The following is a 23,449-nucleotide window of genomic DNA, read 5'->3' as shown; positions in this document are numbered from 1 at the left end:
AAAGGACAGCCCATTCCCACCGAAAAGAACTGTCGGTGGGATGGACTATCCAGTTCACACTTTATTTTTCGAGTACTTCTTCTACTTTCGTAATTTCCAGTTGCTCAGCGTCAATTCCTGTCTTGACGACAAACTCTCCATCAACCACATCGATAAGTACTTTACTACCTGCTAAAACCGTGCCTTTTAGAAGTTCTTCTGACAAACGGTCTTCGATGTGTTTTTGGATGGCGCGGCGTAGTGGCCGAGCACCATATTCCGGATCATAACCAACATCAACGATTTTTGTTTTCGCCTCATCTGTCAACTCTAGTTCAATGTCATGTTCACCTAGGCGTTTCGTCAATTCATTCGACATAAGCGTGACGATTTTACGCAAATGTTCTTTTTCGAGTGCATGGAAAACAATCATTTCATCCACACGGTTTAAAAACTCTGGACGGAACGCTTTCTTCAACTCTTCAAGCATAGCTGTTTTCATGCCTTCATAATCACGTCCTGCATCACCCAGATTGAAGCCGACATAACGATTTTTCCGTAATTCTTGTGCCCCTACGTTTGAAGTCATAATAAGAACTGTGTTTCGGAAGTCCACTAAGCGTCCTTTTGAATCCGTCAATCTGCCATCTTCCAGCACTTGAAGAAGGATGTTAAAGACATCTGGGTGAGCTTTCTCAATTTCATCTAACAATACAACTGAATAAGGTTTGCGACGAACTTTTTCTGTTAACTGTCCGCCTTCTTCGTAACCTACATACCCTGGAGGTGAGCCGACTAGACGTGATGTCGAATGTTTCTCCATGTACTCGGACATGTCAACACGAATCATTGCATCTTCATCGCCAAACATGACTTCTGCGAGCGCTCTTGCCAATTCCGTTTTCCCGATACCTGTTGGACCGAGGAAAATGAACGAGCCAATCGGGCGTTTCGGATCTTTCAAACCTGCACGTGCTCGACGTATTGCCCGGGAAATGGCTGTTACTGCCTCACTTTGGCCAATGACGCGTTCGTGCAACATTTCTTCCATATTGAGTAGTTTAGCGGATTCTGTTTCAGCTATTTTAGATACCGGTATCCCAGTCCACATCGCTACGACTTCTGCGATATCTTCAACTGTCACTTCGGACTCTTTTTGGCCTTGCTTTTCTTTCCAATCTGTTTTCGTTGTCTCAAGTTCTTCTTTCATCTTTTGTTCTTTATCACGGAACGATGCCGCTTTTTCGAATTCTTGACTCTGAACAGCGGCATTCTTTTCGGAACGAATTGCTTCCAGTTTCAATTCGAGCTCTTTCAGGTTCGGTGGTGTCGTATATGAACGAAGGCGTACTTTTGAACCCGCTTCGTCGATCAAGTCAATCGCTTTATCCGGAAGGAATCTGTCAGATATATAACGATCCGACATTTTTGCAGCTGCTTCGATTGAAGCATCCGTGATTTTCACACGGTGATGCGCTTCATAACGGTCACGCAAACCGTAAAGAATTTGGATTGTTTCATCGACAGTTGGCTCGTCGACTTGAATCGGTTGGAAGCGTCGTTCAAGCGCTGCGTCTTTTTCAATATATTTACGGTATTCGTCAAGCGTCGTTGCACCGATACATTGCAATTCACCGCGTGCCAGCGAAGGCTTTAGGATATTAGAAGCGTCTATTGCACCTTCAGCTCCCCCTGCTCCAATCAGCGTATGCAGTTCGTCGATGAACAGGATGATATTGCCCGCTTGGCGAATCTCTTCCATTACTTTTTTCATACGATCTTCAAATTCACCACGGTATTTTGTACCCGCGACTACTGTTCCCATATCAAGTGTCATAACACGCTTGTCACGGAGAATTTCCGGGACTTCGTTATTGATAACTTGCTGTGCAAGGCCTTCTGCAATTGCAGTTTTACCAACACCTGGTTCCCCGATAAGTACTGGATTATTTTTCGTTCGGCGTGCTAATACTTCAATAACACGCGTGATTTCCTTGCTACGTCCGATAACCGGATCGAGCAATCCTTCACGTGCTACTTCTGTTAAATCACGTGCCAAGCTATCCAATGTCGGCGTCGCAGCAGAATTCGAAACGCCTTGACCTGTAGCAGAGCTATCATTACTTCCCAGCAACTGAAGTACTTGTTGACGCGCTTTATTTAGACTAACTCCAGCGTTATTCAAGACACGCGCTGCGACACCTTCTCCTTCACGGATAAGTGCTAGCAAGATGTGTTCTGTTCCGATGTAAGAATGACCCAGCTTACGTGACTCATCCACCGATAATTCAATAACCTTTTTAGCCCTAGGTGTGTAATGAACGATTGGACCGACATCCTTTGTTCCAGCACCTACAAGTTTTTCTACACCTTGTACGATTGTTTCAAAGTTGACACCTATCGCTTCAAGCGCTTTTGCAGCAATGCCTCCGCCTTCACGAATTAGTCCAAGTAAAATATGTTCTGTTCCAATGGACTCGTGTTTCATCCGGATTGCCTCTTCTTGGGCAAGTTGCAATACTTTCTGTGCACGCTGTGTAAATCGATTAAACATCATATTCAGTCCTCTCCTTCTATACTATATATATACAATCCATTCCCCAAAAACCCGTACATTACTCAAATTGATACCTTTTCTAGAAAAGTGCAGGGCACCGTTTAGCCCCGACAAGGAGGTGGGATGCAGTTCAATCCCTCCCTGCTGAAAGCCTTAAAGATAAAGGCGTACTATGCCTTTTCGGCAAGACTAAAGCGACTCTAAGGGCTGGCGTCTTGACACAAATCCATGTAGAAAAACTTATACTTTCTTGCTTTTCTAGAAAGGTGTAAGAAAACTTCCACCCTTTTATACGTATTCAACCGAGCACGCAGGAACTCCTTTATTGGAAAAATTGACTTTGACTATCTTTGACCTAACTATACCTAAACGAAAGGTAATCTGCAAAATACCTGCTCACTCTTCCGAATTAATCTCAGTCGGAGGCGAGGGTTTCTCCACATTGAGTCGTTCTCGAAACAGTTTCGCTCTGAATATATCCCGTTCTTCTTGTGATAACTCCGTGCTTGCATATTGTTGTAGGAAACCTGCCTGCATGAAAATCATCAGTTCGTTCAAAATCGACATATCAACGTCTTGGATGATGCCAAGGTCAATACCCAGTCTGACGTCCGATAGACACCGTGCTGCCTCGCCTGACGGCAGAAGTCGCGCATAACTAATCGTACCCAACGATCGGAATAGCCTGTTCTCAAGCGCAATTCGCGACTTCGAAAGTAACAGTTCCCGCGATTTCCGCTCATGCCCAATTAACCGAGATGCAATGTTTTCGAGATCCATAAGAATCTCCTGCTCCGTCTTACCAAGCGTCGTCTGATTTGACACTTGATAGACGTTGCCAGGTGCTTCACTTCCTTCGCCATAACTCCCTCGGACGATGATTCCGAGCCGCGAGATAGCCGGGATAATACGGTCAATCTGTTTTGTCATTGTGAGTGCCGGTAAATGCATCATCACCGATGCACGCATGCCCGTTCCCGTATTCGATGGACAGCTCGTCAAATAACCGAAGTCTTCATCGAAAGCATACGGTAGTTCTTTTTCAAGGTAATCATCAACCTGATCAGCCTGTTTATAGGCGTCCTCGAGTTGCAATCCAGGATAGATGCACTGGATACGGATATGATCTTCCTCATTCACCATGACACTTATGGTCTCATCTTCTGATAGAAGAACTGCGCCGTGCCGATCAGGAGTTGCGAGTTGCGGACTAATTAGATGCTTTTCAACAAGTACTTGACGTTCCAACGCAGGAAGATCAGACATCTTGGTGTAGGAATAGCCACTCTGCATGGTATCTAGCAAAACACCCGTAACCGCTCTGTCTACCGCCATCGCTTCTTCTTCAGTGAACGCGATAGGAAAACGATAACCCGTCAAGTTGCGCGCAAGGCGAATCCGCGTCGACATAACGATGTCTGAGTGCTCTCCATAAGCAGTCATCCAAGGAGTTACCGCGTTACGCATAAATTTTTCAATTGACATCGTCTTCTTCACCTCCAAGGGAAAGGTGTTCCTTTAGTGTATTCGCTTCATCACGCAAAGCTGCCGCTTCTTCAAAATGCTCAGCTTCTACAGCCTCTTTCATCTTCACCCGGATCTCTTCAATTTTCTTTTTAACTGCATATAGTTCATTAAATGAAACCGGTACTTTCCCTGTATGAGTTGAATGACCATTGTGAAGCTTGCCAAAAACTTGCGGTAAGCTGCCACGAAATGTGTCATAACAGTCGGCACAGCCAAACTTACCTATATCGAGGAACTTTGGAAACGTTAGACCACACGAGGGACATTTGGGTCCTTCTATTGATTCTCCCCGCGTTTGCGGTTGTACCTGGAAAGGATCAGAGCCGCTAAACCAGTGAGATAGGAACTGTTGAATAGACAACGGTTCTTGATTAGGGTCGAAATGGAATGTTTGTGATTGGAATGCGCACTTTTCGCACAAATGACGTTCTAGCGACCCGACTACACTTTCTTGCGTGATCGTAATGGACGCAGGTCGTTCTTTACAATTTTCACAGATCATCGAAAGCCACCTCATATCAGTTGGATTGGTGATTAGTTAAGCTGCTCGTAAATAAGCGTCAAGAGCATTGCTTGTAAAATGCGTGCACGCATGATATCTCGGTCTGGTAGTGGCTGATGGATAGTCCTTCGATCAACCGCAGCAAGAATGAGCTTTGATTCGCGCTCCGTTATGACTTCTTCTTCAATTAGTCTATAAACGACATCCAAAGCCATCGTATAAGAGGCTCCCGATTGGATACCATCTAAAATATGTTCTATTAATTCTTTACGGGAATTCGCCTGAACGCGGAAAATACGTATGTAGCCACCGCCTCCACGCTTCGATTCAACCGCATAACCACGCTCCGCCGTGAAGCGGGTCTTAATGACGTAATTGATCTGAGACGGGACGCACTGGAACTTCTCGGCGACTTCATTACGCTTAATTTCGATGGTGCCACACTGTCCCTCTTCAATTATTGCCTTCAAATACCCTTCAATAATGTCGGAAATGTTTCTCATGCCCTCACCTCTTTCATACGGGGGATAAGCCGTTGACTTTGACTATCTTTGACTTGATTGTACATGATATTCCGCATGTTCTGCAATCGATACGCACCAGACTTAGCCAGTATCGGCATGAGGCAATACCTTTTAACCGTAGCAACTAAAAATGGAGCACAGGGCGAATTCGCCTTGCACTCCACTCCCCATTATTCCATGCTAACATTCGTCAACTCTTTCACAGGCAAGAATAGTTCACCCGTCTCTAAATACGTCACAACAAGCTTATCGCCTTGTTGAATATAGATCGAGAGTGGCACAGTTTCCGAAGTCACGATGAAGTTGCGTCCATCATCCGCTAAAAACGAAATTAGTGTAAAGTCACCGACGCGCTCTTTGAAAACACGCACGACCGTTACCGCGGCTTTCGCCTCTTCCGCACTAGAGCTACCTTCTACACTACTCCCCCCGCGTTGCAGCGCTGTCTTATATAGCTTCAATGCTTCGTTCGGCGAGTTACCGTATACCGATATCTCCGGATTAGCAGCTGATACAATAAAGTAATTTTGCAGGAATCCATTCGAATCGAGCACCGGCGTTAGCCAACTCGCTTCTCCGTAGAAGTTATACAAGACCGGCATTTCACCGGACCATTTCTTTTCGATGAATTTCTTTTCAATAATCTGCAGTGCACCTTGTGAATCCATATATGACTCTTCCAGATTACCTGAATAATACGTTGCTTTTCCTGTCTTACCATCCGTCAACGCATAGCCAAGCATCGAGTCGACACCTTCTTTTGGACTTGTGAAATCTGTGAAGTAATACATATGCCCATTTTCATCGAAGATCGGACTGACATTCGCCTCTGTTCCTTCATCAGATGGCAGCTTGACATCTTTCTTCCCTATGACTGAATTCCAGAAACCGTGGATATAGTTCCCGAAGTAACTATTTTGCAAGCTAACCGCTTCAGGCGAAACAGCTCCGTCGATAAAGTCTGGTACATCTGCAAGCGCATATTTTTTCACCTCGCCAGTAGCAGGATCGACCGTTACAATCCCTTTTACATCAAAGCCATTACGCGCGGAAATGAATTCCCCATAAGAACGGATATAATGCGGTTTTCCTTCATCGTCAATTTCAAGTTGAACATCCCCGTAAAAGATGAGGTTCGGCATTTTCATCCGTATATGACGCTCCACTTGTTTGTGGAAGAATGACGATGGTGTATAAGCCATTTCAGCTTTCACAAATTTCGGGTTATCTGCTGAATCAGTCGCACTCATAGTGAAATATCCCGGCGTAGTATCAGCACTTAACCATTTAAAGAAGCCCGAAAACTCTACGGGTGCAATGTAGACAAATTTGCCATCGACTTTTTGAATTTGCAGACTGCCGAGCTCATAGTAACTCGTATTCGGAACTTGCCCGAATGCTTTCTTCATCTTATTGCGTGCAAACTTCGGTGGAACACTAGCAGGTGTTTTTGTTTCATCGAACGCTGTGATTTCCACTTGCTGATCCATTTCAACCGCTTTGTATTTCTTATCGGCATTGAATAGCGGCGCGCTGAGTATATATGCTCCAAAAACAAGCGCCCCCAGGAACAGAACCAGCTTCACTTTTCGGTCTTTGCCACCTGCTGACAATGCACCCAACAAAGTAACTACTAAAATCGCCATCCAGAGAGACGTCCAGTTGCGGTCCATGTTTGTAGCATAGTAAAACACGAACACGACTACTGCAGACAATATGGCTACAGAAGCAATTGCCGCTCCTCTATTAAAGGGAACTCTTACAGTCGCCTTTGCCTCATCCGTACTATTTTTCGCTTGTGTACTTAGAATAAACGGGACAATCACTAGACTGAACACGATGCCCACAATAATTGAGAATATAAGTAAGTTAAACATAAATACACCCTTTTCCATTAATCAAGATTTTTTGTTGATAGCTAAGTATACGGATAATCAGGGGAATAGTTTCATTAATCCTTTATTAAAACCAAGCAAGTTTACTTATTTGAAATAATGGGTAGACAGTAGAGTAAGAGGATTTTTTTCTGCCCTTCTTTTTTCCTCGGTCTCACAATCCAAAACAAAAAACTCCGGGGTAAATAAACCATTGGAGGTAACACATTTTGAATTGGTATGAGAAGCTAAATGAATACTTCCCCGTTGAAGAAATGAAGTCAAAGGAACATATGGATGCGTTACTAACAGACAAGATGAGCGTTTACAAGAAGGATGAAGGACCCCATCATGTACTCATGTATGTCGAGTTCGAGAAGTTTATTTTCGTCGACTACTTATTTGTTTCAACACAATCTCGCGGCATGGGACTTGGCGGCAAATTGTTAACGATGTTAAAGGCCAAGAATAAACCGATCCTCCTTGAAGTGGAGCCGGTCGATTATGAAGATACAGATACCGCAAAACGACTCAAATTTTACTCACGCGAGAACTTCACTCACGCACAGCGTATTGGCTATAATCGCCGTTCTCTTGCAACAGGTGAAAACACAGTACTTGAAATTTTATACTGGTCACCCACTCATTCTGGTGAAGAAGAAATCTATAATGCGATGACACAAACTTACGATGAAATCCACACCTATAAAGATGAAACGTTTTACGGTAAAAAATACGATCCGACTCATGAGGTACTTGTTTTTCACACAAAGGGCAAAAGAGATATTCTGCAACCGTTTGATACACTCGAATGAAAAAATGGACATCCCGTTGAAATGGGATGTCCATTTTTCATTCACACTGAAACAGGCTTTTTTGCTAAAGGTTCTAAATCAATTTCGAATCCCATATCCTTTAACATTTGATAGTCCTTGTCGCTTTCCTGACCTTCTGTCGTCAAATAATCTCCGATAAATATTGAGTTCGCTGGGTATAATCCTAACGGCTGAAGACTGCGTAAGTTCACTTCACGTCCGCCAGAAATCCTGATTTCCTTTGTAGGGTTAATGAACCTAAACAAGCACAACACTTTCAAACAATAAAGCGGTGTCAATTCATCCGTACCGCCAAGAGGCGTCCCGTCTACGGCATGTAAAAAGTTAACTGGAATTGAATCTGCATCCATCGCGTTCAAACTACGCGCCATTGAGACGACATCTTGTTTGGTTTCACGCATCCCAATGATGACGCCTGAACACGGTGAAATACCCGACTGTTTGACCAGATCAACCGTGTTTACACGGTCCTCATATGTATGAGATGTTGTGATGCTTTCATGATGGGATGCTGACGTATTAATGTTGTGGTTGTAACGGTCAACGCCTGCTTCTTTCAATCGCGACGCCTGTTCCGGTTTCAACAGTCCAAGACAAGCACAGACAGTCATACGCTCATGTTTCGACTTGATTTCCTTCACAGAATCAATGACGATTTCAAGTTCACGGTTGAGAGGTCCTCTCCCACTCGCCACGATACAGTAAGTTCCCGCATTCAATTCCGCCGCTCTTGCTGCACCCGCTACAATCTCCTCTTTTTTCATCATGGAGTACTTTTCAATGGGTGCTGTAGAAATGATTGACTGTGCGCAATAACCGCAGTTTTCAGGGCATAAGCCAGATTTCGTATTCATGATCATATTGAGTTTCACTTTATTCCCATAATAACGTTTTCGAATTGTATAAGCTGCATGCAGAAGCGTTAGTAAGTCCTCGTCTGAAACGTTCAGAACAGAAAGTGCTTCCTCATCCGTTAACTCATGCCCCTTGAGTACTCGTTCAGCTAAATCAGCATATTTCGTCATACTAGCGCCTCACTTTCAACACTTTGTACATACGGTGTCCAAAAACTCCGGCCAGGACTGCCAGAATGATGTCTTTCGGTAGCGGCGGCACCATCAATGCCCACGCAACTTTATACGAAAAGGCATCCGGGGCAGCAGCCCAAAACTTAAACGCGAAGTACATCCAATTTGTTCCGATTAGGTAATTCACACTCATGGCAACAAGTGCCGCGATAATGTACCCCTGTAATTTACCATTCTTTTCAACGATTTTCCCGGCAATGAACGCTACCAAAATGAAAGATACGATAAATCCGAATGTCGGACTGATAATCGATCCAAAGCCACCGCTGAATCTTGCAAATACAGGCGCCCCCGCCAGCCCGATGAACATATAAACCGTCATTGCCAGTGCGCCCCTGCGACTGCCAAGAATAAGTCCTGCAAGTATCGCGAAAAATGTTTGCAATGTTATCGGCACATTACCAACGACTAAAAATGGTACAAACGCTGTAATATTTGCTCCAATCATCATCAGCGCCGCGAACATTCCACTGTAGACAAGTGTTAACGGACTCATTACATTTTTACTTTTACTTTTCGTTGTTATTGTAGTTGTTGTCATAATACACCCCTAAAGTTTATGTTGTCTTTAACAGAATAATAGATAACCCATTATGAGTCAACATATAATCATTACAAGTTAACACAAGTGGCGTGATTTTTAAAAGCGAATTAAAAGGACCGATAGCAAATTCGCTATCGGTCCTTTTTCAAGATTTTTCGCCTTCGTCTTTTGGAAATAAAAAGTAAGAAATGACCCCACTTAAAATCATCGCACCAATTATTATAGCCAAGCGCGTTAATCCGGGCACTTCTTGGAATTCTTTCGTCAATTTCATCCAGCCAAACCCTCCAACGAGTAGCATGACTGGAATGACAAATTTAAAAGCTCTCAATAGATTCACCTACTGTATATCATTATGGTAGCTTTATTCTACCATAACTCTGACCTATCACCAGCCGCGGCGATTTCCACAGCCACAGCCTGGTCGATGTCCACAGCCCGGTCGATTACCGATACCGCCAACTTGTGGACCGTATCCGCCCATTCCTGGACCCATTCCTTGACCGACTCCGCCCATTCCCGGACCGAAACCAGGTCGAGCAGGGAGTGTTTGCCCCATCACATTCTGTGTTGTTTCTGTGACATAGTGACGTGGAATTTCAACTGTATGCACCCGATTCACATTGACGATCGGATGGATATAAGGAACTTCACGCGGTACAAATCGATCGTGACAACGATACTGCGTCGGACATACAACCGGCCGCACTTGGTTGCCACCCATCATATTACCCTGATTACAATTTGGTTGCTGCCAATTGCCTTGTTGCATATGGTTACCTTGTTGCCAATTACCTTGTTGCATCATACTATCACCTCCTCCTTCTAGTAGATGTGAAAAGAAGGAAGACAAACGGGCGATAGACACTATGGATATTAATGAATATTGGAAAGTCTACTAACTATAGATGTTGCAATCAGGATTCCATTCAATTCCGCTGCGCTGCGGCAGATTCAATGGGGGCTCTTTATTTCAACTTATATAGCCCGCATATAAACAGAAAAACCTCACATCTCTGTGAGGTCTGATCATTGGTAATTTCGCGGAAGTTTTTCTTCATCCTCGAAAACATGGGACTCTTCTCGCCTTTTCTCGAGCATCTCAGATTGATCATAAATCGGACCGCCTTCACCAATCATATTTAACTTATTGATGTAGTCCTTGTTACGCCTTAGTTCCATTTCAGATGGTTCAATAGGTAAACGTTCCATAGTCTATCATCCTCTCATCATTTTGCCGGGGCTAAATGCGGTGGAAAACATCCAAACGCTTATTGTACGTACTATTTCTTCTACATACTATTATACTAAACATTCCCTCACCTGTAAACAGTTACAACTTTACCGTTTTATAGATACACTAACAGGCTATACTATAAGAGATAAGCACGCCGGGAGGTCATTTTATGAAAAGAATTATTTTATTTGACGGTGTTTGTAACTTTTGTGATGCAAGTGTGCAATTCATTATCAAGCGAGATCCTACCGCCCATTTCCTATTTACTTCATTGCAAAGCGAAAAAGGGCTCGAACTCACGAGAAAATATGCCATTCCGGAAGACGTTGACAGCTTGGTTTTGATTGAAAACGGTAAAGCGTTCACCAAGTCTTCAGCGGCACTCCGTATCGCAAAAAAACTGGACGGATTATGGCATCTGTTCTTTGTATGTATACTCGTACCACGTAAAATCCGTGACATTTTCTATGATTATTTTGCAGCAAATCGCTATAAATGGTTTGGTAAGAAAGAAGATGCGTGTATGTTGCCATCAATAGAACAGCGTAAACGTTTTATGTAACCAACGACAAAAGGAGGTCTCCGAGTATTCATCGGGGCCTCCTTTGTCATTCACTTACACCTGTAATTCTTTGTTCTCCTCTACCGTAAACGCACGTGACCTGGTCAAAAAGCGTTTGCCTTCGACCCCTTCGAGCGAAAACATGCCACCGCGACCTTTGACGACGTCAATGATCAGCTGTGTATGCTTCCAATACTCGAATTGGTTTTTGTGCATATAGAACGGTGTTTCACCGATATTGCCAAGTAGGACGTCCTGACCACCTATAATCAGCTCCCCATTCGGATAACACATAGGCGATGAGCCATCACAGCAGCCGCCCGACTGGTGAAACATAAGGGGACCGTGTTTCTCTTTCAAAAACGCAATGAGTTCCAGTGCAGCGTCAGTTGCCAGTACGCGTTCCGTCATCCGCACTACCTGCTTTCCGCTTAAAAGAAGCCTTGTTTGTTTTCGCTGTAACTAACCAGCATGTTTTTCGTTTGTTGATAGTGGCTCAACATCATTAAGTGGTTTTCACGACCGACACCGGATGCTTTGTAACCACCGAACGCGGCATGCGCCGGGTACATGTGATAACAATTTGTCCAGACTCGTCCCGCTTGGATACCGCGGCCGAAACGATATGCCGTATTCATGTCGCGCGTCCAGACACCAGATCCTAAGCCATATAGCGTATCGTTCGCAATTTCAAGCGCTTCTTCTTTTGTTTTGAACGTTGTAACCGAAACGACAGGACCAAATATTTCTTCCTGGAAAATCCGCATTTTATTATCCCCTTTAAAGACAGTCGGCTTGACGTAGTAGCCGTCTTTTAAATCGCCTTCAAGTTGATTTTGCTCTCCACCAATCAGGCATTCCGCGCCTTCCTGTTTGCCGATATCCAGATAAGAAAGGATTTTCTCCAGCTGTTCAGTTGACGTTTGCGCACCCATCATAACAGTCGGGTCAAGCGGGTTTCCTGTTTTGATCGCTTTTACACGCTCAATTGCACGGTCCATGAATTTATCGTAAATGGATTCTTGAATCAGCGCACGTGAAGGGCATGTACATACTTCACCCTGGTTAAGTGCAAACATGACAAAGCCTTCTACTGCTTTATCCAAGAACGAATCGTCTTCGTCCATGATGTCTTCAAAGAAGATGTTCGGTGATTTACCGCCTAATTCAAGCGTAACAGGGATCGCATTTTGTGAAGCATATTGCATAATCAGACGCCCTGTTGTTGTTTCACCTGTGAATGCAATTTTCCCAATACGTGAACTCGATGCAAGTGGTTTACCTGCTTCAAGACCGAAACCGTTCACGACATTCAGAACGCCTGGAGGCAATAGATCTGCAATCAATTCTACAAGTACAAGAATCGATGCCGGCGTCTGTTCCGCTGGCTTCAGCACAACACAGTTTCCGGCAGCAAGCGCGGGTGCGAGCTTCCATACCGCCATCAGAATCGGAAAATTCCATGGAATAATTTGTCCAACGACACCGATTGGCTCATGGAAATGGTACGCTACTGTATCGTCGTCAATCTGACTAACTCCGCCTTCTTGCGCGCGAATCGCACCAGCGAAATAGCGGAAATGGTCGATAGCAAGCGGCAAATCCGCATTCAAGGTTTCACGAATCGCTTTGCCATTGTCCCACGTTTCAGCAACAGCTAGCATTTCTAAGTTTTGCTCGATGCGATCAGCAATTTTCAGTAATGTATTTGAGCGCACCGTAACAGACGTTTTTCCCCAAGCATCTTTTGCAGCATGTGCCGCATCCAACGCAAGTTCAATATCCTCTGCAGTTGAGCGCGCTACTTCTGTAAATACTTTCCCCGTTACCGGCGTCACGTTATCAAAGTATTCCCCTTTAACTGGCGCTGTCCATTTTCCACCAATAAAGTTATCATAGCGTTCCTTAAAGTTTACTTTCGCACCTTCTGTATTCGGAAAAGAATAAATCTGATTTTCTACCGCTTGTACCATATTTCCATTCCTCCCTGTTAGTTGAATTTTTCACACAATGCCACTATACGTCGCAAACTTCTTCCGTATGCACGCCTACCCCAAAAAAAGTAATGTATGCGCTTACAACTCTTTTAAAATAAAAAAGAAGCTTGTCCTCCCATTCTGTCAGACTACATTAATTATTTCAACTACTTACCATTAAAATCGTTCGACATAGATTGACATGTTCTTCGGAAGCTACATTACTATCGCTGTTTGGTGAAATAAAGGACCCACACATCAGTCTATAAATCGACTTACTGGAAGGCCCTTGAAATAAAAGTGGTTTTATTGAGCGGTATAGCCGCCATCCAAAATAATCGCTTGTCCAGTCATACCTTTCGCGGAGCCACTTGCAATATACAAAGCTAAATCTGTTATCTCCTTCACATCCAGCAGTCTTTTTTGAGGAACTAATGGATATAGCACTTCTTCCAAAACTTGTGCAACTTCAATATTTCTTGTTTTCGCTAGATCCGCAAACTGGTTCCTCACTAATGGTGTATCGACATATCCCGGACATATCGCATTGACAGTAATTCCATCTGCAGCAGATTCGAGAGCAGCTACTTTCGTTAAACCAATTACCCCATGTTTGGCAGAGTTGTAAGCGGCCTTTCCCGCAAATCCAATCACACCATTAATAGAAGACATGTTAATGATTCTTCCAAACTGTTGTTTCTTCATATAAGGCAGTGCATGTTTAATGGCTATAAACGGTGCAGTCAACATAATTTTCACGAGCAGTTCAAATTTTTCAGTAGGGAAATCTTCGATAAATGATACATGTTGCATCCCTGCGTTATTGACGAGAATATCAATTCGCCCAAACTTCTCCACCGTAAATACAATAGCATTATTAATGTCTTCTTCTTTCGTTACATCACAGACAATTCCTTCAACATTTTTCCCGAATTTGGAAAGTGCTTCATCAATTGCTTGTTGCGTTAAATCAGAGATGACAACTTTGGCACCAGCTTCTGAAAAAGCTTTTGCAATATCGAATCCAATTCCCCGTGCCGCTCCGGTTATAAATAACACTTGATCCTGTATCATTTTTTTGCCACCTTTATTATTTAAATCGCTGTCCATCCACCATCTACTTTAATCGTTTCACCTGTAACAAAATTCGATAGATTCGACGCCAAGTAAAGAACAGCTCCCGAAATATCTGTCGGTTGTGCCAGTTTCCCTAAAAGAATTCGACTTTCTACATCATTTTTAAATGCTTCATCTTCAAACATTTTAGTTGTCAATTCTGTTTCAATAAATGTTGGAGCAACAGCATTTACATTAATTCCACTTTGCGCCCATTCGACTGCCAACGCTTTTGTCAGTTGAACCGCTCCACCTTTACTTGCACAATAAGCTGCCCTTTTATAATAACCAACAAATGCCATTTGAGAAACAATAGTGATAATCCTTCCACTGCCTTGCGCAATCATGTAAGTAGCAGCTGCCTGACTGCAAAAGAACGTAGACTTTAAATTTGTATCCAACACTTGATCCCAATCATCTTCCGTCACTTCTATCGCCGGTTTAGCGATATTAACCCCCGCATTGTTCACCAATACATCAACCGTTCCAAATTGGGCCGCTGCCTCATCAACCATCGCCCGAACCTGCTTGATATCCTTTAAGTCCGCTTGTATCGACTTACACTTCTTATTGTACTCTTGTAATTCTATCAGCGTGCTATGTAGCGCTTTCTCATCTCGACCTACGATAACGACATTCGCTTTTAGTTCGGCAAATACCCGGGCGATTTCTTTTCCAATCCCTTTACTTCCGCCTGTTACGATAACCGTTTTGTTTTCTAAATCTGAAAAGTATGGTTTCATGTTAGCATCTCCTACTCTTTTCGATCGTTTTTCAGGAAGTGAATAAGCGTTTTCTCCCGCTCTGCATTGATTGCTTCAGAAGTTTCCTGATCCCATATATAGAATCCTTCTCCACTCTTATCACCGAACTTCTGTTGATCGACCAGGTTCGATAGGTAAGCTCCCGATTTATCTTCAGTACTAAGATCTTCAAACAAGTAATTTGAAATCGCGGAGAAAACGTCAAGACCCCCCATGTCTGCAGTCATTAACGGTCCGGTTATCGGCAAACGTCTTCCAATGCTATACGTCACAGCAGCGTCGATATCTTCTTTTGTCGCAACACCTTCATCGAGCAGTGATTGTGCCTCACGGAATAGAGCATACTGCAGGCGGTTCCCAATGAATCCCGGAATTTCTTTGTTTATTAAAATCGGTTTTTTATTCATTTCGTTCAATAGATTCATAGTACGCTCAACCGTTTTTTGATCGGTCTTTTCCCCTTTAACTACTTCGACAAGAGGGATTAAATGTCCTGGATTCCAAAAGTGTGTAACGATAAAGCGATTCGGGTACGCCATTTCTTCTGCTAAGGAAGTTGGTGTAAATCCTGACGTATTACTCGCAAGAATAGTATCTTTACCACATATTGCTTCAATCTCTTTATACAATTTCCGCTTCATTTGACTATTCTCCGGAATGACTTCAATTATAAATGTTGCATCTTGTACAACCTGTTCCAATGAAGTTGAAAATATAATGCGCTTACGAATCTCTTCAGCCATTGCTTCATTAAACAACTCATTTTGTACCATCACCCTTAATTTAGTGCGAAGCCCTTTGTCGGCCGTTGCAAGGTCTTGTTCATTTACACCAGAGATTTCGACTTCAATTCCCGCCCACGCTGCCGATAGCGCAATTGAATGTCCCATCGTGCCACAACCGATGATTGATAGTTTTTCCATAACAGTCTACCTCCGTTTTTTCATATGATAAAATACCCAACAAACTATAACAAATAGCTTGTTGGGTATCTATTACTTACATGCCTAACGAGAATAATACGACAGCCAATATCACACCTAATAATGGCACGATAACTGTTAATGCACCAAACGCAGGATAAGCATCCTTATGCGTTTCACCGGCAATTGACCGGATTGTCGTTACAACATAACCGCCTTGCGGCAATGAATCCAACGAACCTGAAGAAATTGCGACAACACGGTGTAACGCATCCGGATCGACGCCCATATCTAAGTAATGCGGTGCAAGTAATGGCAATGCAATTGCCTGCCCACCAGAGGATGAACCCGTTAAACCTGCAATAACAGCAACTGCAAGTCCACCTCCAATGAGTGGGCTACCTGGTATAGCAGTCATAAAGCTAACTGCTTACCCAAATGCAGGCGTCGCTTTTACAACTCCGCCAAATCCTACAACCGCAGCCGTATTGGCAATCGCAATAACCGCACCCATAGTTCCGTCTGAAACCGCTTTCCCGAAGTTCAAGAAATACTTTCTGTTGATTAAATACGTTGCAATCACACCACTTGTAAGTGCAACAATCAATGCAGATGTCCCCAATGAATTATGGAATATAAATGAAATAATCAACACAACAAGTAATGGAATTACACTTAATAAGGGATTCGGTAAATCTTCCCTCACCTCATGGCGATCCGTTTCTCTAGCAACAAAATGTTCGCCTTTTGCCATTGCTTTTGCAATCATCTTCTTCAGCCACCAATAGCCGAAAACTGCCATAAATACAGCAACAATTGCACTTACTTGAAATCCTGCATACGCAGTCGTTCCTAAAAATTCAATTGGAATCCAGTTTTGGATTTCAGGTGAACCAGCTGAAGTCATTGTAAACGTTGTAGATCCAAACGCTAATGCCGCTGGAATGAATCTCCTTGGCAAGTTTGCTTCTTTAAACAAACTAATCGCCATTGGATAAACAGAAAACGCAACGACGAATAGGCTAACACCGCCATACGTTAAGATTGCACATGCGATTACGACCGCAAGAGCTGCTCGTTTCATACCGAGCTTGCTCACAATCCATTTTGAAACACTATCAGCTGCACCGCTATCTTCCATGACTTTACCGAAAATGGCCCCCGTCAAGAACATCAGATACCATGATCCGATGAATCCTGAAAATCCGCCCATATAGTTCGTCAGAAAGTTAGCTACACCCTCTCCCGCCAGTTGCGGGAATAAAGGTAAACCGCTTAATAGCGCAACGACAAGCGCTGATAGCGGTGCCGCTATTAATAAGTTCATGCCTTTCATCGTCAAAAAAATTAATAATGCTAATCCCCCAAATAACCCTATCATCCCTAACATCTAATCGCCTGCCCCCTTTGCAGAAAAGAAATTATGCTTTCTTTCCGTACCTTCTTACTCGTAATAATGCTTGTTCAGCGTGACCTGCAAAGTTCTCCAATTGACATAAACGCGCTGCATATTCGCCAATATAAGCACTCGCTTCAGGCGTTACTTTTTGATACGTTACCGTTTTGATGAACTTACCTACCCATAGACCGCCAGTATAACGAGCTGCGCCTTTTGTTGGTAATGTATGGTTCGTTCCAATCACTTTATCGCCGTATGCAACGTTTGTTTCAGGTCCCAAGAATAGGCAACCATAATTTGTCATGTTTTCTAAGAAGTAATTTGGATCTGCTGTTAGAATTTCAACGTGTTCAAATGCCAGTCGGTCTGCTTCTACTCGCGCTTCTTCGATGCTATCCACTAATAGGATTTGGCCGTAATCATCCCATGAAACACGCGCAACGTCAGCCGTTGGTAGCACTTTAAGTTGTCTTTCGATTTCTTCTACAGTTTCGTAAGCAAGTTTTTCCGAAGTAGTGATTAAAGCACCCGGAGATGTTGGACCGTGTTCACCTTGTCCAAGAATATCCGTAGCAATCATTTCTGCATCTGCTGTTTCATCCGCAACAACTAATGTTTCAGTAGGTCCTGCAAACAAGTCAATTCCTACGCGACCGAATAATTGTCTTTTTGCTTCTGCCACGAAAGCGTTTCCAGGCCCGACAATCATATCGACTGATTGGATCGTTTCAGTTCCAATCGCCATAGCAGCCATCGCTTGGATCCCACCCAATAAGTAAATTTCATCCGCACCTGCTAAATACATTGCAGTGATTGTTGCATTTGGTATTTCACCATTAATTGGTGGCGTGCAAGCGATTACACGTTTAACACCAGCAACTTTAGCTGTCAACACGCTCATATGTGCCGAAGCAACCATTGGGTAACGTCCACCTGGAATATAACAACCGACACTACTTACAGGGATATTTTTATGCCCTAAAATAACGCCTGGAATATTTTCTACTTCTACATCGTTCATTGACGCTAATTGCGCTTCTGCAAATTCACGAATATTCTTTTGAGCAAATTTAATGTCTTCGATTACTTCCGCAGGTACTTGCGCTACGATTTCTTTAATTTGTTCTTCAGTTAATCTGAATGCTTCGGGTGACCATTTATCAAATTTCTCGGAGAACTCACGAACCGCTTCGTCCCCTCTACTTTCAATTTCCTGAATAGCATTAGCTACAATTTTAGATACCTCAAGACTGTTTTTAGTCAATTCTTCTTGCGATTTACCAGCTTTCAATACTCTAACCATTTTACTTCCTCCTATTATCTGCATACGTATGCAAAACACTTTATAGGTAAAGAGTATTTCAAATACTCTTGAAAGTCAACCTTTTTTTACGTTGTTTTACGTTCAATCAAAACACCATTTACTTCCACATTCTCAGCGAAACCTGTGTACTCTTCTATTTCCGACATTAAATAAACGACTGTTTGATCCACCATTTCTTTAATCGGTTGTGCCCAAGTCGTTAGACTGTACGACGGCCATGAAGCCATTTCAATATTATCGAACCCTATCACTTTCGTAGCTCTTGGAATAGTAATCGAACTTTCACGCAGTGCATCCAACACGCCAAGTGCCATGATATCGTTCGCTACAAAAAATGCATCCGGAATTCTAGTTTCATTTATCACTTGCTGAGCAATCCTGTATCCGCCCTCATATGTATAATCCGATTCCAATATCTCCAAGGAGATGTTATTTTTCTTAAGTACTTCAGTAAAGCCATGTTCCCGCTCTTTACTTGTCGATGTATTTTGATTCCCTGCGATATAAATGATATCCGAACTACCTTTATCAATAAGGTAGCGTCCAATTTCCTTACTAGCCTCTAAGTTATTACAACACACAGAGTAAAAATCATTACTCGCAATTTTTCTATTAAAAAGGACCAAAGGAATTTTATATTTTTTAAAGTCCTCGATAGCATTTAAAGACAGTGATGCGTCTGTAATGATGACACCCGCAACATTATAATTAAATAGAGTATCAATATCTTCTTTTTGTATTTCATCATTATTCGTGTACACAAACATAATGCTATAGCCCAAACTTTTAAAGGTTGTTGTAAATTGCTTTAGAACTTGAGGATAAAAAGGATTTTGAATCCCCTTCATTACAATGCCAATGATTTTCGTTCGATTCGTAATTAAACTCCTCGCTAACTCATTTGGCCGATAGCCTAATTCTTTCGCGGCGGCTAGAACCTTCCCCCTTGTTTTTGCAGATACGGTAGCACCTTCAAAGTATACTCTGGACACCGATGATTGAGAGACACCCGCATACTTTGCGACATCCATCGCTGTTATCAATTTCACCAACTCACTCACACCTTTAAAAGTCATATTATTTATTCAACTATACCCCCAAAATGGCTACTTCATCAATTGTTAACTTCTTGGTAATAGTTTGTTCATATATTCCAACTAAAATAAAGGGTATCAGACGACACGGGAGGAATTAGCATGGAGACAGAAATTAAAAATAAACCAGGCAAACGATTTTTAGCAACATTAGGTGCAGGTGTTATTGGTTCGGTATTAACGTTAGCAGTCGTAGTCAATACAGATTTACTACAAGGCAGTTCTGCCGAAACGGTTCCGGTCACTACGGATAAAGTTCCCTATATTGTACAGCAAACAGGCACTAAGGATACACCGTCACTATCCGATATGGTAGAAAAATCATCCAGCGCGATTGTCGGGATTGTTAATTACCAAAAAGATAGTAATCCTTTTTCACAGCAAGCCGGTAACGCCAAGAGCGGTTCTGGTTCGGGTGTCATTTATAAAATAAAAGGTGACAAAGCGTATATCGTGACGAATAACCACGTCATTGAAGGTGCTGAAAAAATTGAAGTTTCACTTGAAAACGGAGAGTCAACGATGGCCACACTTGTCGGGAAAGATGCACTAAGCGACCTCGCTGTTCTCACAATCGATGCTAAGTTTGCAGACACTTCCCTTGAATTCGGCGACTCCGATAAACTTCGTGCAGGAGACGAGGTTATCGCCATCGGTAATCCACTTGGCCTCGACTTCTCCGGTACAGTGACCCAAGGAATTGTAAGTGCAGTTAATCGATCCATTAATGTGAAGACATCTGCAGGCGAATGGGAAATGAATGTTATCCAAACCGACGCCGCCATTAACCCGGGCAACAGCGGTGGTGCACTCCTCAACGCGGCAGGACAAGTTATAGGCATTAACAGCTTGAAAATTTCAGAAAGTGGTGTTGAAGGTCTTGGCTTTGCGATTCCGAGTAACGAAGTGGTTCCACTTATTGAAGAAATGACAGCAAACGGGCAAGTTGAACGTCCCTATATCGGTATCGGACTTGCGGATCTTGATCAGGTGCCACGTACCTACTTGCAAGGTCTTCCAAATGAAGTTACAGCCGGTGTGGTAATTGCAACTATTGATCCTGCATCCGCAGCAGGAAAAGCAGGCCTCGATGTAGAAGATATAATAACTGCGATAAACGGCACTGAAGTGAAGAATTCAACAGAGCTGCGAAAGTTCTTGTACACGAATCTTTCAGTCGGTGATAAAGCAACATTTACAATCTATCGCGGTGCAGAGTTAAAAACGGTTGATGTTTTACTTACGAGCAATGTATCCACGGCAAATTAATATATTCGTGCAAACACCTCTCCCTCATTTCATGGGAGGGGTGTTTGCAGTTGCTAATTTCCCGTTTTCGATTTAACTTGAAAGGAATGGAAGTGCAACAGGAGGCGTATTTCAGTGAAAATTTTAGTAATCGAAGACAATGAGAGTGTATCTACCATGATTGAGCTATTTTTTTTAAAGGAAGAAATTGATGGTTCATTCATTAAAAACGGTTTAGAAGGCTTCGAACTTGCGAAGCAGGGCGGCTGGGATTGCATCATTATTGACTGGATGCTGCCTGGCATGGACGGTATTTCAATTTGCCATAAACTACGATTAGCAAGCATTGCTACGCCAATTATTATGCTAACCGCAAAAGACGGTGAATCAGACCAGGTGCTCGGACTAGAAATGGGGGCAGATGATTATGTCACAAAACCATTTAGTCCACTGGCGCTTATGGCCCGTATTAAAGCGGTAACACGGAGGTATTCAACACTGAAAGACAAACCGCTGCAAGATGGCGTCGTCGAAACAGCCCATTTTAAGATTAACCTACACACACGTGATGTATTGCTCGACGGAGTGCCCGTACAAAACCTGACGCCAAAAGAGTTCGATCTGCTCTACCATTTTGTCCAGCATCCGAAACAAGTTTTCTCACGTGAACAATTGCTGGACAATGTCTGGGGATATGACTTTTACGGCGATGACCGAACTGTCGACGTGCATATCAAACGGCTTCGCACGAAAGTCTCAACGGATGAACAGCCATTCTTCCATACTGTTTGGGGTGTCGGTTACCGATTCGACGAAACCTTAGGTGACTCAAAGTGAGAGTAAAGTATTTATACCAACAACTTGTCAGTCACTTCAGCGTAATCGTCATAGCCTTTTTATTATTAAGCTTGCTATTTTCACACTATATCGAGCGGTTTGTCTATGCTAATAAAACAGAAGAACTAGCGACATATGGTCAATCTATTTTACGAGACATCCAACAAGACCAAAGAAGTTCTGACAGGATTTTAAAGGCTTACGGACAAGTCCTAAATGGTCGGGATATTCAATATAGTTTATTCGACGAGAATTCAGCCATCATTTATTCGACAGGCATAAAAACGCCACTTATTAGTCTGAGTGAAGAGGAATGGCACGATATTAAAAATGGTGAGCCTGTAACTGTGAAGCAGGATTTCAAACGATTCAACGAAGCCGTCACATTCGTTCTTCTTCCCTATGTACAAAATAATCGATTTGTTGGCGGCATACTTTTGACATCTCCCATAAAGGGTTCACGTGAAGTAATTTCGCAAATGAACACTTATTTGCTTATTACAACGTTCATCGCGCTGGCCATTTCGCTTCTAATCAGCTGGATTTTATCGACTTTCCACGTAAGGCGTATTAAACGGCTTCAAGCAGCAACTTCTGCCGTTGCACAAGGTGATTACTCGGTACGTATCCCCTCTTCGAATTTTGATGAAATCAGCGAGCTTGCGGGTGATTTCAACAAAATGGTTGAGAAGCTGGACGCCTCAATGGAGGAAATTGAAAATCTTGAAAACAGGCGTCGCCAATTCATGGCCGATGTATCACACGAATTGCGAACACCACTTACAACGATTAGAGGCATGATTGAGGGCCTGAAAAATAATATGATCCCTGAATCTGAAAAAGAAAAGGGATTGCAGCTTGCCACTAATGAAACGTTGCGACTTATCCGTCTGGTCAATGAAAATTTGGATTACGAAAAAATTCGCTCCAACCAAGTTACACTCATTAAACAGGACATCCAGCTCTTTGAATTGTTGGAAATTATTAAGGATCAACTCGATGGCGTTGCGGCAGAACGAAATAATGAGATTTTTGTGGATGTAGACCCCACCGTTTTAGTGTTTGCAGATTACGACAGACTCACCCAGATATTGATCAACATTACGAAAAACAGTATCCAATTTGCCGAAAATGGCAGGATCTACCTTCGTGGTTATATGAGCGACACTAACTGTGTCATCGAAATTGAAGATACCGGTATCGGCATTGACCCTGACGATATTGAGAAAATTTGGAGTCGATTTTATAAAGCGATTGTATCTAGAACAACGAATCCCTACGGCGAATTCGGACTTGGCTTATCAATTGTAAAAAGCCTTGTTATGATGCATAACGGCGCAATCGATGTCACTAGTGAAAAAGGGAAAGGGACAAAGTTTACGTTGTCGTTTCCCGCACAAAACCAAAACTAAAAATCTGTTTTAGCTGTTATGCATTGCGCATAGCAGCCTTTTTATATCTCGTTCACACCTTGGTCATAATTCGTTCATATTTATCGGGCATACTAAAATTAATTAGAACCCTGAAGGAGGAAATTA

At 42.8% G+C, this 23,449-nt stretch carries 22 protein-coding genes and 1 pseudogene; 5 read left to right on the top strand and 18 right to left on the bottom strand.

Annotation, left to right across the window (positions count from 1 at the left end):
* Window positions 1–61: 61 nt before the first annotated feature.
* From I2484_RS08090 to I2484_RS08070, 5 genes are all read right to left on the bottom strand, one after another.
* A complete protein-coding gene (locus I2484_RS08090; protein ID WP_207150536.1) occupies window positions 62–2,536 on the bottom strand; it encodes an ATP-dependent Clp protease ATP-binding subunit in 2,475 nt (824 codons plus the stop codon).
* Between the two features lie 396 nt (window positions 2,537–2,932).
* Window positions 2,933–4,021, bottom strand: coding sequence for a protein-arginine kinase McsB (mcsB, locus tag I2484_RS08085; protein ID WP_207150535.1), 1,089 nt, complete (start codon window positions 4,019–4,021; stop codon window positions 2,933–2,935).
* Window positions 4,011–4,565: a UvrB/UvrC motif-containing protein gene (locus I2484_RS08080; RefSeq protein ID WP_207150534.1), complete on the bottom strand. Its 555-nt coding sequence runs from the start codon at window positions 4,563–4,565 to the stop codon at window positions 4,011–4,013. Before I2484_RS08080 ends, mcsB begins: the two co-directional genes overlap by 11 nt.
* 32 nt (window positions 4,566–4,597) lie before the next feature.
* Entirely contained in the window at window positions 4,598–5,068 is a 471-nt protein-coding gene (locus I2484_RS08075) for a CtsR family transcriptional regulator (protein WP_186671403.1), read from the bottom strand.
* 191 nt (window positions 5,069–5,259) lie between these two features.
* On the bottom strand, window positions 5,260–6,966 hold the full coding sequence (locus tag I2484_RS08070; RefSeq protein ID WP_207150533.1) for a hypothetical protein: 1,707 nt from the start codon (window positions 6,964–6,966) through the stop codon (window positions 5,260–5,262).
* A 227-nt stretch (window positions 6,967–7,193) separates the two neighbouring features.
* Between I2484_RS08070 and I2484_RS08065 the strand changes: the two genes are divergently transcribed.
* Window positions 7,194–7,778, top strand: coding sequence for a GNAT family N-acetyltransferase (locus I2484_RS08065; protein ID WP_207150532.1), 585 nt, complete (start codon window positions 7,194–7,196; stop codon window positions 7,776–7,778).
* Window positions 7,779–7,819: 41 nt separating this feature from the next.
* On the opposite strand, the gene bioB is transcribed toward I2484_RS08065, so the two are convergent.
* The 5 genes from bioB to I2484_RS08040 form a co-directional block, all read right to left on the bottom strand.
* Window positions 7,820–8,824 (bottom strand): biotin synthase BioB, encoded by a 1,005-nt coding sequence (gene bioB / locus I2484_RS08060; RefSeq protein WP_207150531.1) that lies wholly within the window; start codon window positions 8,822–8,824, stop codon window positions 7,820–7,822.
* A 1-nt stretch (window position 8,825) separates the two neighbouring features.
* Entirely contained in the window at window positions 8,826–9,428 is a 603-nt protein-coding gene (locus I2484_RS08055) for a biotin transporter BioY (protein ID WP_207150530.1), read from the bottom strand.
* 148 nt (window positions 9,429–9,576) lie between these two features.
* Window positions 9,577–9,762: a histidine kinase gene (locus I2484_RS08050; protein ID WP_186671398.1), complete on the bottom strand. Its 186-nt coding sequence runs from the start codon at window positions 9,760–9,762 to the stop codon at window positions 9,577–9,579.
* A gap of 57 nt (window positions 9,763–9,819) precedes the next feature.
* On the bottom strand, window positions 9,820–10,239 hold the full coding sequence (locus tag I2484_RS08045; protein WP_255551222.1) for a hypothetical protein: 420 nt from the start codon (window positions 10,237–10,239) through the stop codon (window positions 9,820–9,822).
* Window positions 10,240–10,460: 221 nt separating this feature from the next.
* Window positions 10,461–10,643 (bottom strand): hypothetical protein, encoded by a 183-nt coding sequence (locus I2484_RS08040; RefSeq protein ID WP_207150529.1) that lies wholly within the window; start codon window positions 10,641–10,643, stop codon window positions 10,461–10,463.
* A gap of 194 nt (window positions 10,644–10,837) precedes the next feature.
* Between I2484_RS08040 and I2484_RS08035 the strand changes: the two genes are divergently transcribed.
* Window positions 10,838–11,230: a thiol-disulfide oxidoreductase DCC family protein gene (locus I2484_RS08035; protein ID WP_207150528.1), complete on the top strand. Its 393-nt coding sequence runs from the start codon at window positions 10,838–10,840 to the stop codon at window positions 11,228–11,230.
* A gap of 54 nt (window positions 11,231–11,284) precedes the next feature.
* On the opposite strand, the gene I2484_RS08030 is transcribed toward I2484_RS08035, so the two are convergent.
* The 8 genes and pseudogenes from I2484_RS08030 to I2484_RS07995 form a co-directional block, all read right to left on the bottom strand.
* Entirely contained in the window at window positions 11,285–11,641 is a 357-nt protein-coding gene (locus I2484_RS08030; RefSeq protein ID WP_207150527.1) for a DUF779 domain-containing protein, read from the bottom strand.
* A 20-nt stretch (window positions 11,642–11,661) separates the two neighbouring features.
* Entirely contained in the window at window positions 11,662–13,203 is a 1,542-nt protein-coding gene (adh, locus tag I2484_RS08025) for an aldehyde dehydrogenase (protein ID WP_207150526.1), read from the bottom strand.
* Between the two features lie 309 nt (window positions 13,204–13,512).
* Window positions 13,513–14,280, bottom strand: a complete 768-nt coding sequence (locus I2484_RS08020; RefSeq protein ID WP_207150525.1) for a 3-hydroxybutyrate dehydrogenase — start codon at window positions 14,278–14,280, stop codon at window positions 13,513–13,515.
* Between the two features lie 20 nt (window positions 14,281–14,300).
* Window positions 14,301–15,065, bottom strand: coding sequence for an SDR family NAD(P)-dependent oxidoreductase (locus tag I2484_RS08015; RefSeq protein WP_207150524.1), 765 nt, complete (start codon window positions 15,063–15,065; stop codon window positions 14,301–14,303).
* An 11-nt stretch (window positions 15,066–15,076) separates the two neighbouring features.
* Window positions 15,077–16,009: a 3-hydroxyacyl-CoA dehydrogenase family protein gene (locus I2484_RS08010; RefSeq protein WP_207150523.1), complete on the bottom strand. Its 933-nt coding sequence runs from the start codon at window positions 16,007–16,009 to the stop codon at window positions 15,077–15,079.
* Window positions 16,010–16,085: 76 nt separating this feature from the next.
* Window positions 16,086–17,399, bottom strand: a pseudogene (locus I2484_RS08005) (GntP family permease).
* Between the two features lie 31 nt (window positions 17,400–17,430).
* Window positions 17,431–18,711, bottom strand: coding sequence for a histidinol dehydrogenase (gene hisD / locus I2484_RS08000; protein ID WP_207150522.1), 1,281 nt, complete (start codon window positions 18,709–18,711; stop codon window positions 17,431–17,433).
* 86 nt (window positions 18,712–18,797) lie between these two features.
* On the bottom strand, window positions 18,798–19,781 hold the full coding sequence (locus I2484_RS07995; RefSeq protein WP_346014168.1) for a LacI family DNA-binding transcriptional regulator: 984 nt from the start codon (window positions 19,779–19,781) through the stop codon (window positions 18,798–18,800).
* A gap of 147 nt (window positions 19,782–19,928) precedes the next feature.
* Between I2484_RS07995 and I2484_RS07990 the strand changes: the two genes are divergently transcribed.
* The 3 genes from I2484_RS07990 to I2484_RS07980 all read left to right on the top strand — a co-directional run bounded on the left by I2484_RS07990 (window position 19,929) and on the right by I2484_RS07980 (window position 23,323).
* Window positions 19,929–21,095, top strand: a complete 1,167-nt coding sequence (locus I2484_RS07990; protein WP_207150520.1) for a S1C family serine protease — start codon at window positions 19,929–19,931, stop codon at window positions 21,093–21,095.
* Window positions 21,096–21,209: 114 nt separating this feature from the next.
* A complete protein-coding gene (locus I2484_RS07985) occupies window positions 21,210–21,911 on the top strand; it encodes a winged helix-turn-helix domain-containing protein (protein WP_207150519.1) in 702 nt (233 codons plus the stop codon).
* Entirely contained in the window at window positions 21,908–23,323 is a 1,416-nt protein-coding gene (locus I2484_RS07980; protein ID WP_207150518.1) for an ATP-binding protein, read from the top strand. Before I2484_RS07985 ends, I2484_RS07980 begins: the two co-directional genes overlap by 4 nt.
* Window positions 23,324–23,449 lie beyond the last annotated feature (126 nt).

The sequence above is a fragment of the Sporosarcina sp. E16_8 genome (genome assembly GCF_017347095.1).
Classification (GTDB): Bacteria; Bacillota; Bacilli; order Bacillales_A; family Planococcaceae; genus Sporosarcina.
Note: the sequence above shows the minus strand (reverse complement) of the source record. Positions and strands in the feature narration are given on the sequence as shown.

Excerpts from the sequence above, each read along its gene's own strand:
- I2484_RS08090 (WP_207150536.1), bottom strand. The coding sequence starts at position 2,536 with ATGATGTTTAATCGATTTACACAGCGTGCACAGAAAGTATTGCAACTT.
- mcsB (WP_207150535.1), bottom strand. The coding sequence starts at position 4,021 with ATGTCAATTGAAAAATTTATGCGTAACGCGGTAACTCCTTGGATGACT.
- I2484_RS08080 (WP_207150534.1), bottom strand. The coding sequence starts at position 4,565 with ATGATCTGTGAAAATTGTAAAGAACGACCTGCGTCCATTACGATCACG.
- I2484_RS08075 (WP_186671403.1), bottom strand. The coding sequence starts at position 5,068 with ATGAGAAACATTTCCGACATTATTGAAGGGTATTTGAAGGCAATAATT.
- I2484_RS08070 (WP_207150533.1), bottom strand. The coding sequence starts at position 6,966 with ATGTTTAACTTACTTATATTCTCAATTATTGTGGGCATCGTGTTCAGT.
- bioB (WP_207150531.1), bottom strand. The coding sequence starts at position 8,824 with ATGACGAAATATGCTGATTTAGCTGAACGAGTACTCAAGGGGCATGAG.
- I2484_RS08055 (WP_207150530.1), bottom strand. The coding sequence starts at position 9,428 with ATGACAACAACTACAATAACAACGAAAAGTAAAAGTAAAAATGTAATG.
- I2484_RS08045 (WP_255551222.1), bottom strand. The coding sequence starts at position 10,239 with ATGATGCAACAAGGTAATTGGCAACAAGGTAACCATATGCAACAAGGC.
- I2484_RS08040 (WP_207150529.1), bottom strand. The coding sequence starts at position 10,643 with ATGGAACGTTTACCTATTGAACCATCTGAAATGGAACTAAGGCGTAAC.
- I2484_RS08035 (WP_207150528.1), top strand. The coding sequence starts at position 10,838 with ATGAAAAGAATTATTTTATTTGACGGTGTTTGTAACTTTTGTGATGCA.
- I2484_RS08030 (WP_207150527.1), bottom strand. The coding sequence starts at position 11,641 with ATGACGGAACGCGTACTGGCAACTGACGCTGCACTGGAACTCATTGCG.
- adh (WP_207150526.1), bottom strand. The coding sequence starts at position 13,203 with ATGGTACAAGCGGTAGAAAATCAGATTTATTCTTTTCCGAATACAGAA.
- I2484_RS08020 (WP_207150525.1), bottom strand. The coding sequence starts at position 14,280 with ATGATACAGGATCAAGTGTTATTTATAACCGGAGCGGCACGGGGAATT.
- I2484_RS08015 (WP_207150524.1), bottom strand. The coding sequence starts at position 15,065 with ATGAAACCATACTTTTCAGATTTAGAAAACAAAACGGTTATCGTAACA.
- I2484_RS08010 (WP_207150523.1), bottom strand. The coding sequence starts at position 16,009 with ATGGAAAAACTATCAATCATCGGTTGTGGCACGATGGGACATTCAATT.
- hisD (WP_207150522.1), bottom strand. The coding sequence starts at position 18,711 with ATGGTTAGAGTATTGAAAGCTGGTAAATCGCAAGAAGAATTGACTAAA.
- I2484_RS07990 (WP_207150520.1), top strand. The coding sequence starts at position 19,929 with ATGGAGACAGAAATTAAAAATAAACCAGGCAAACGATTTTTAGCAACA.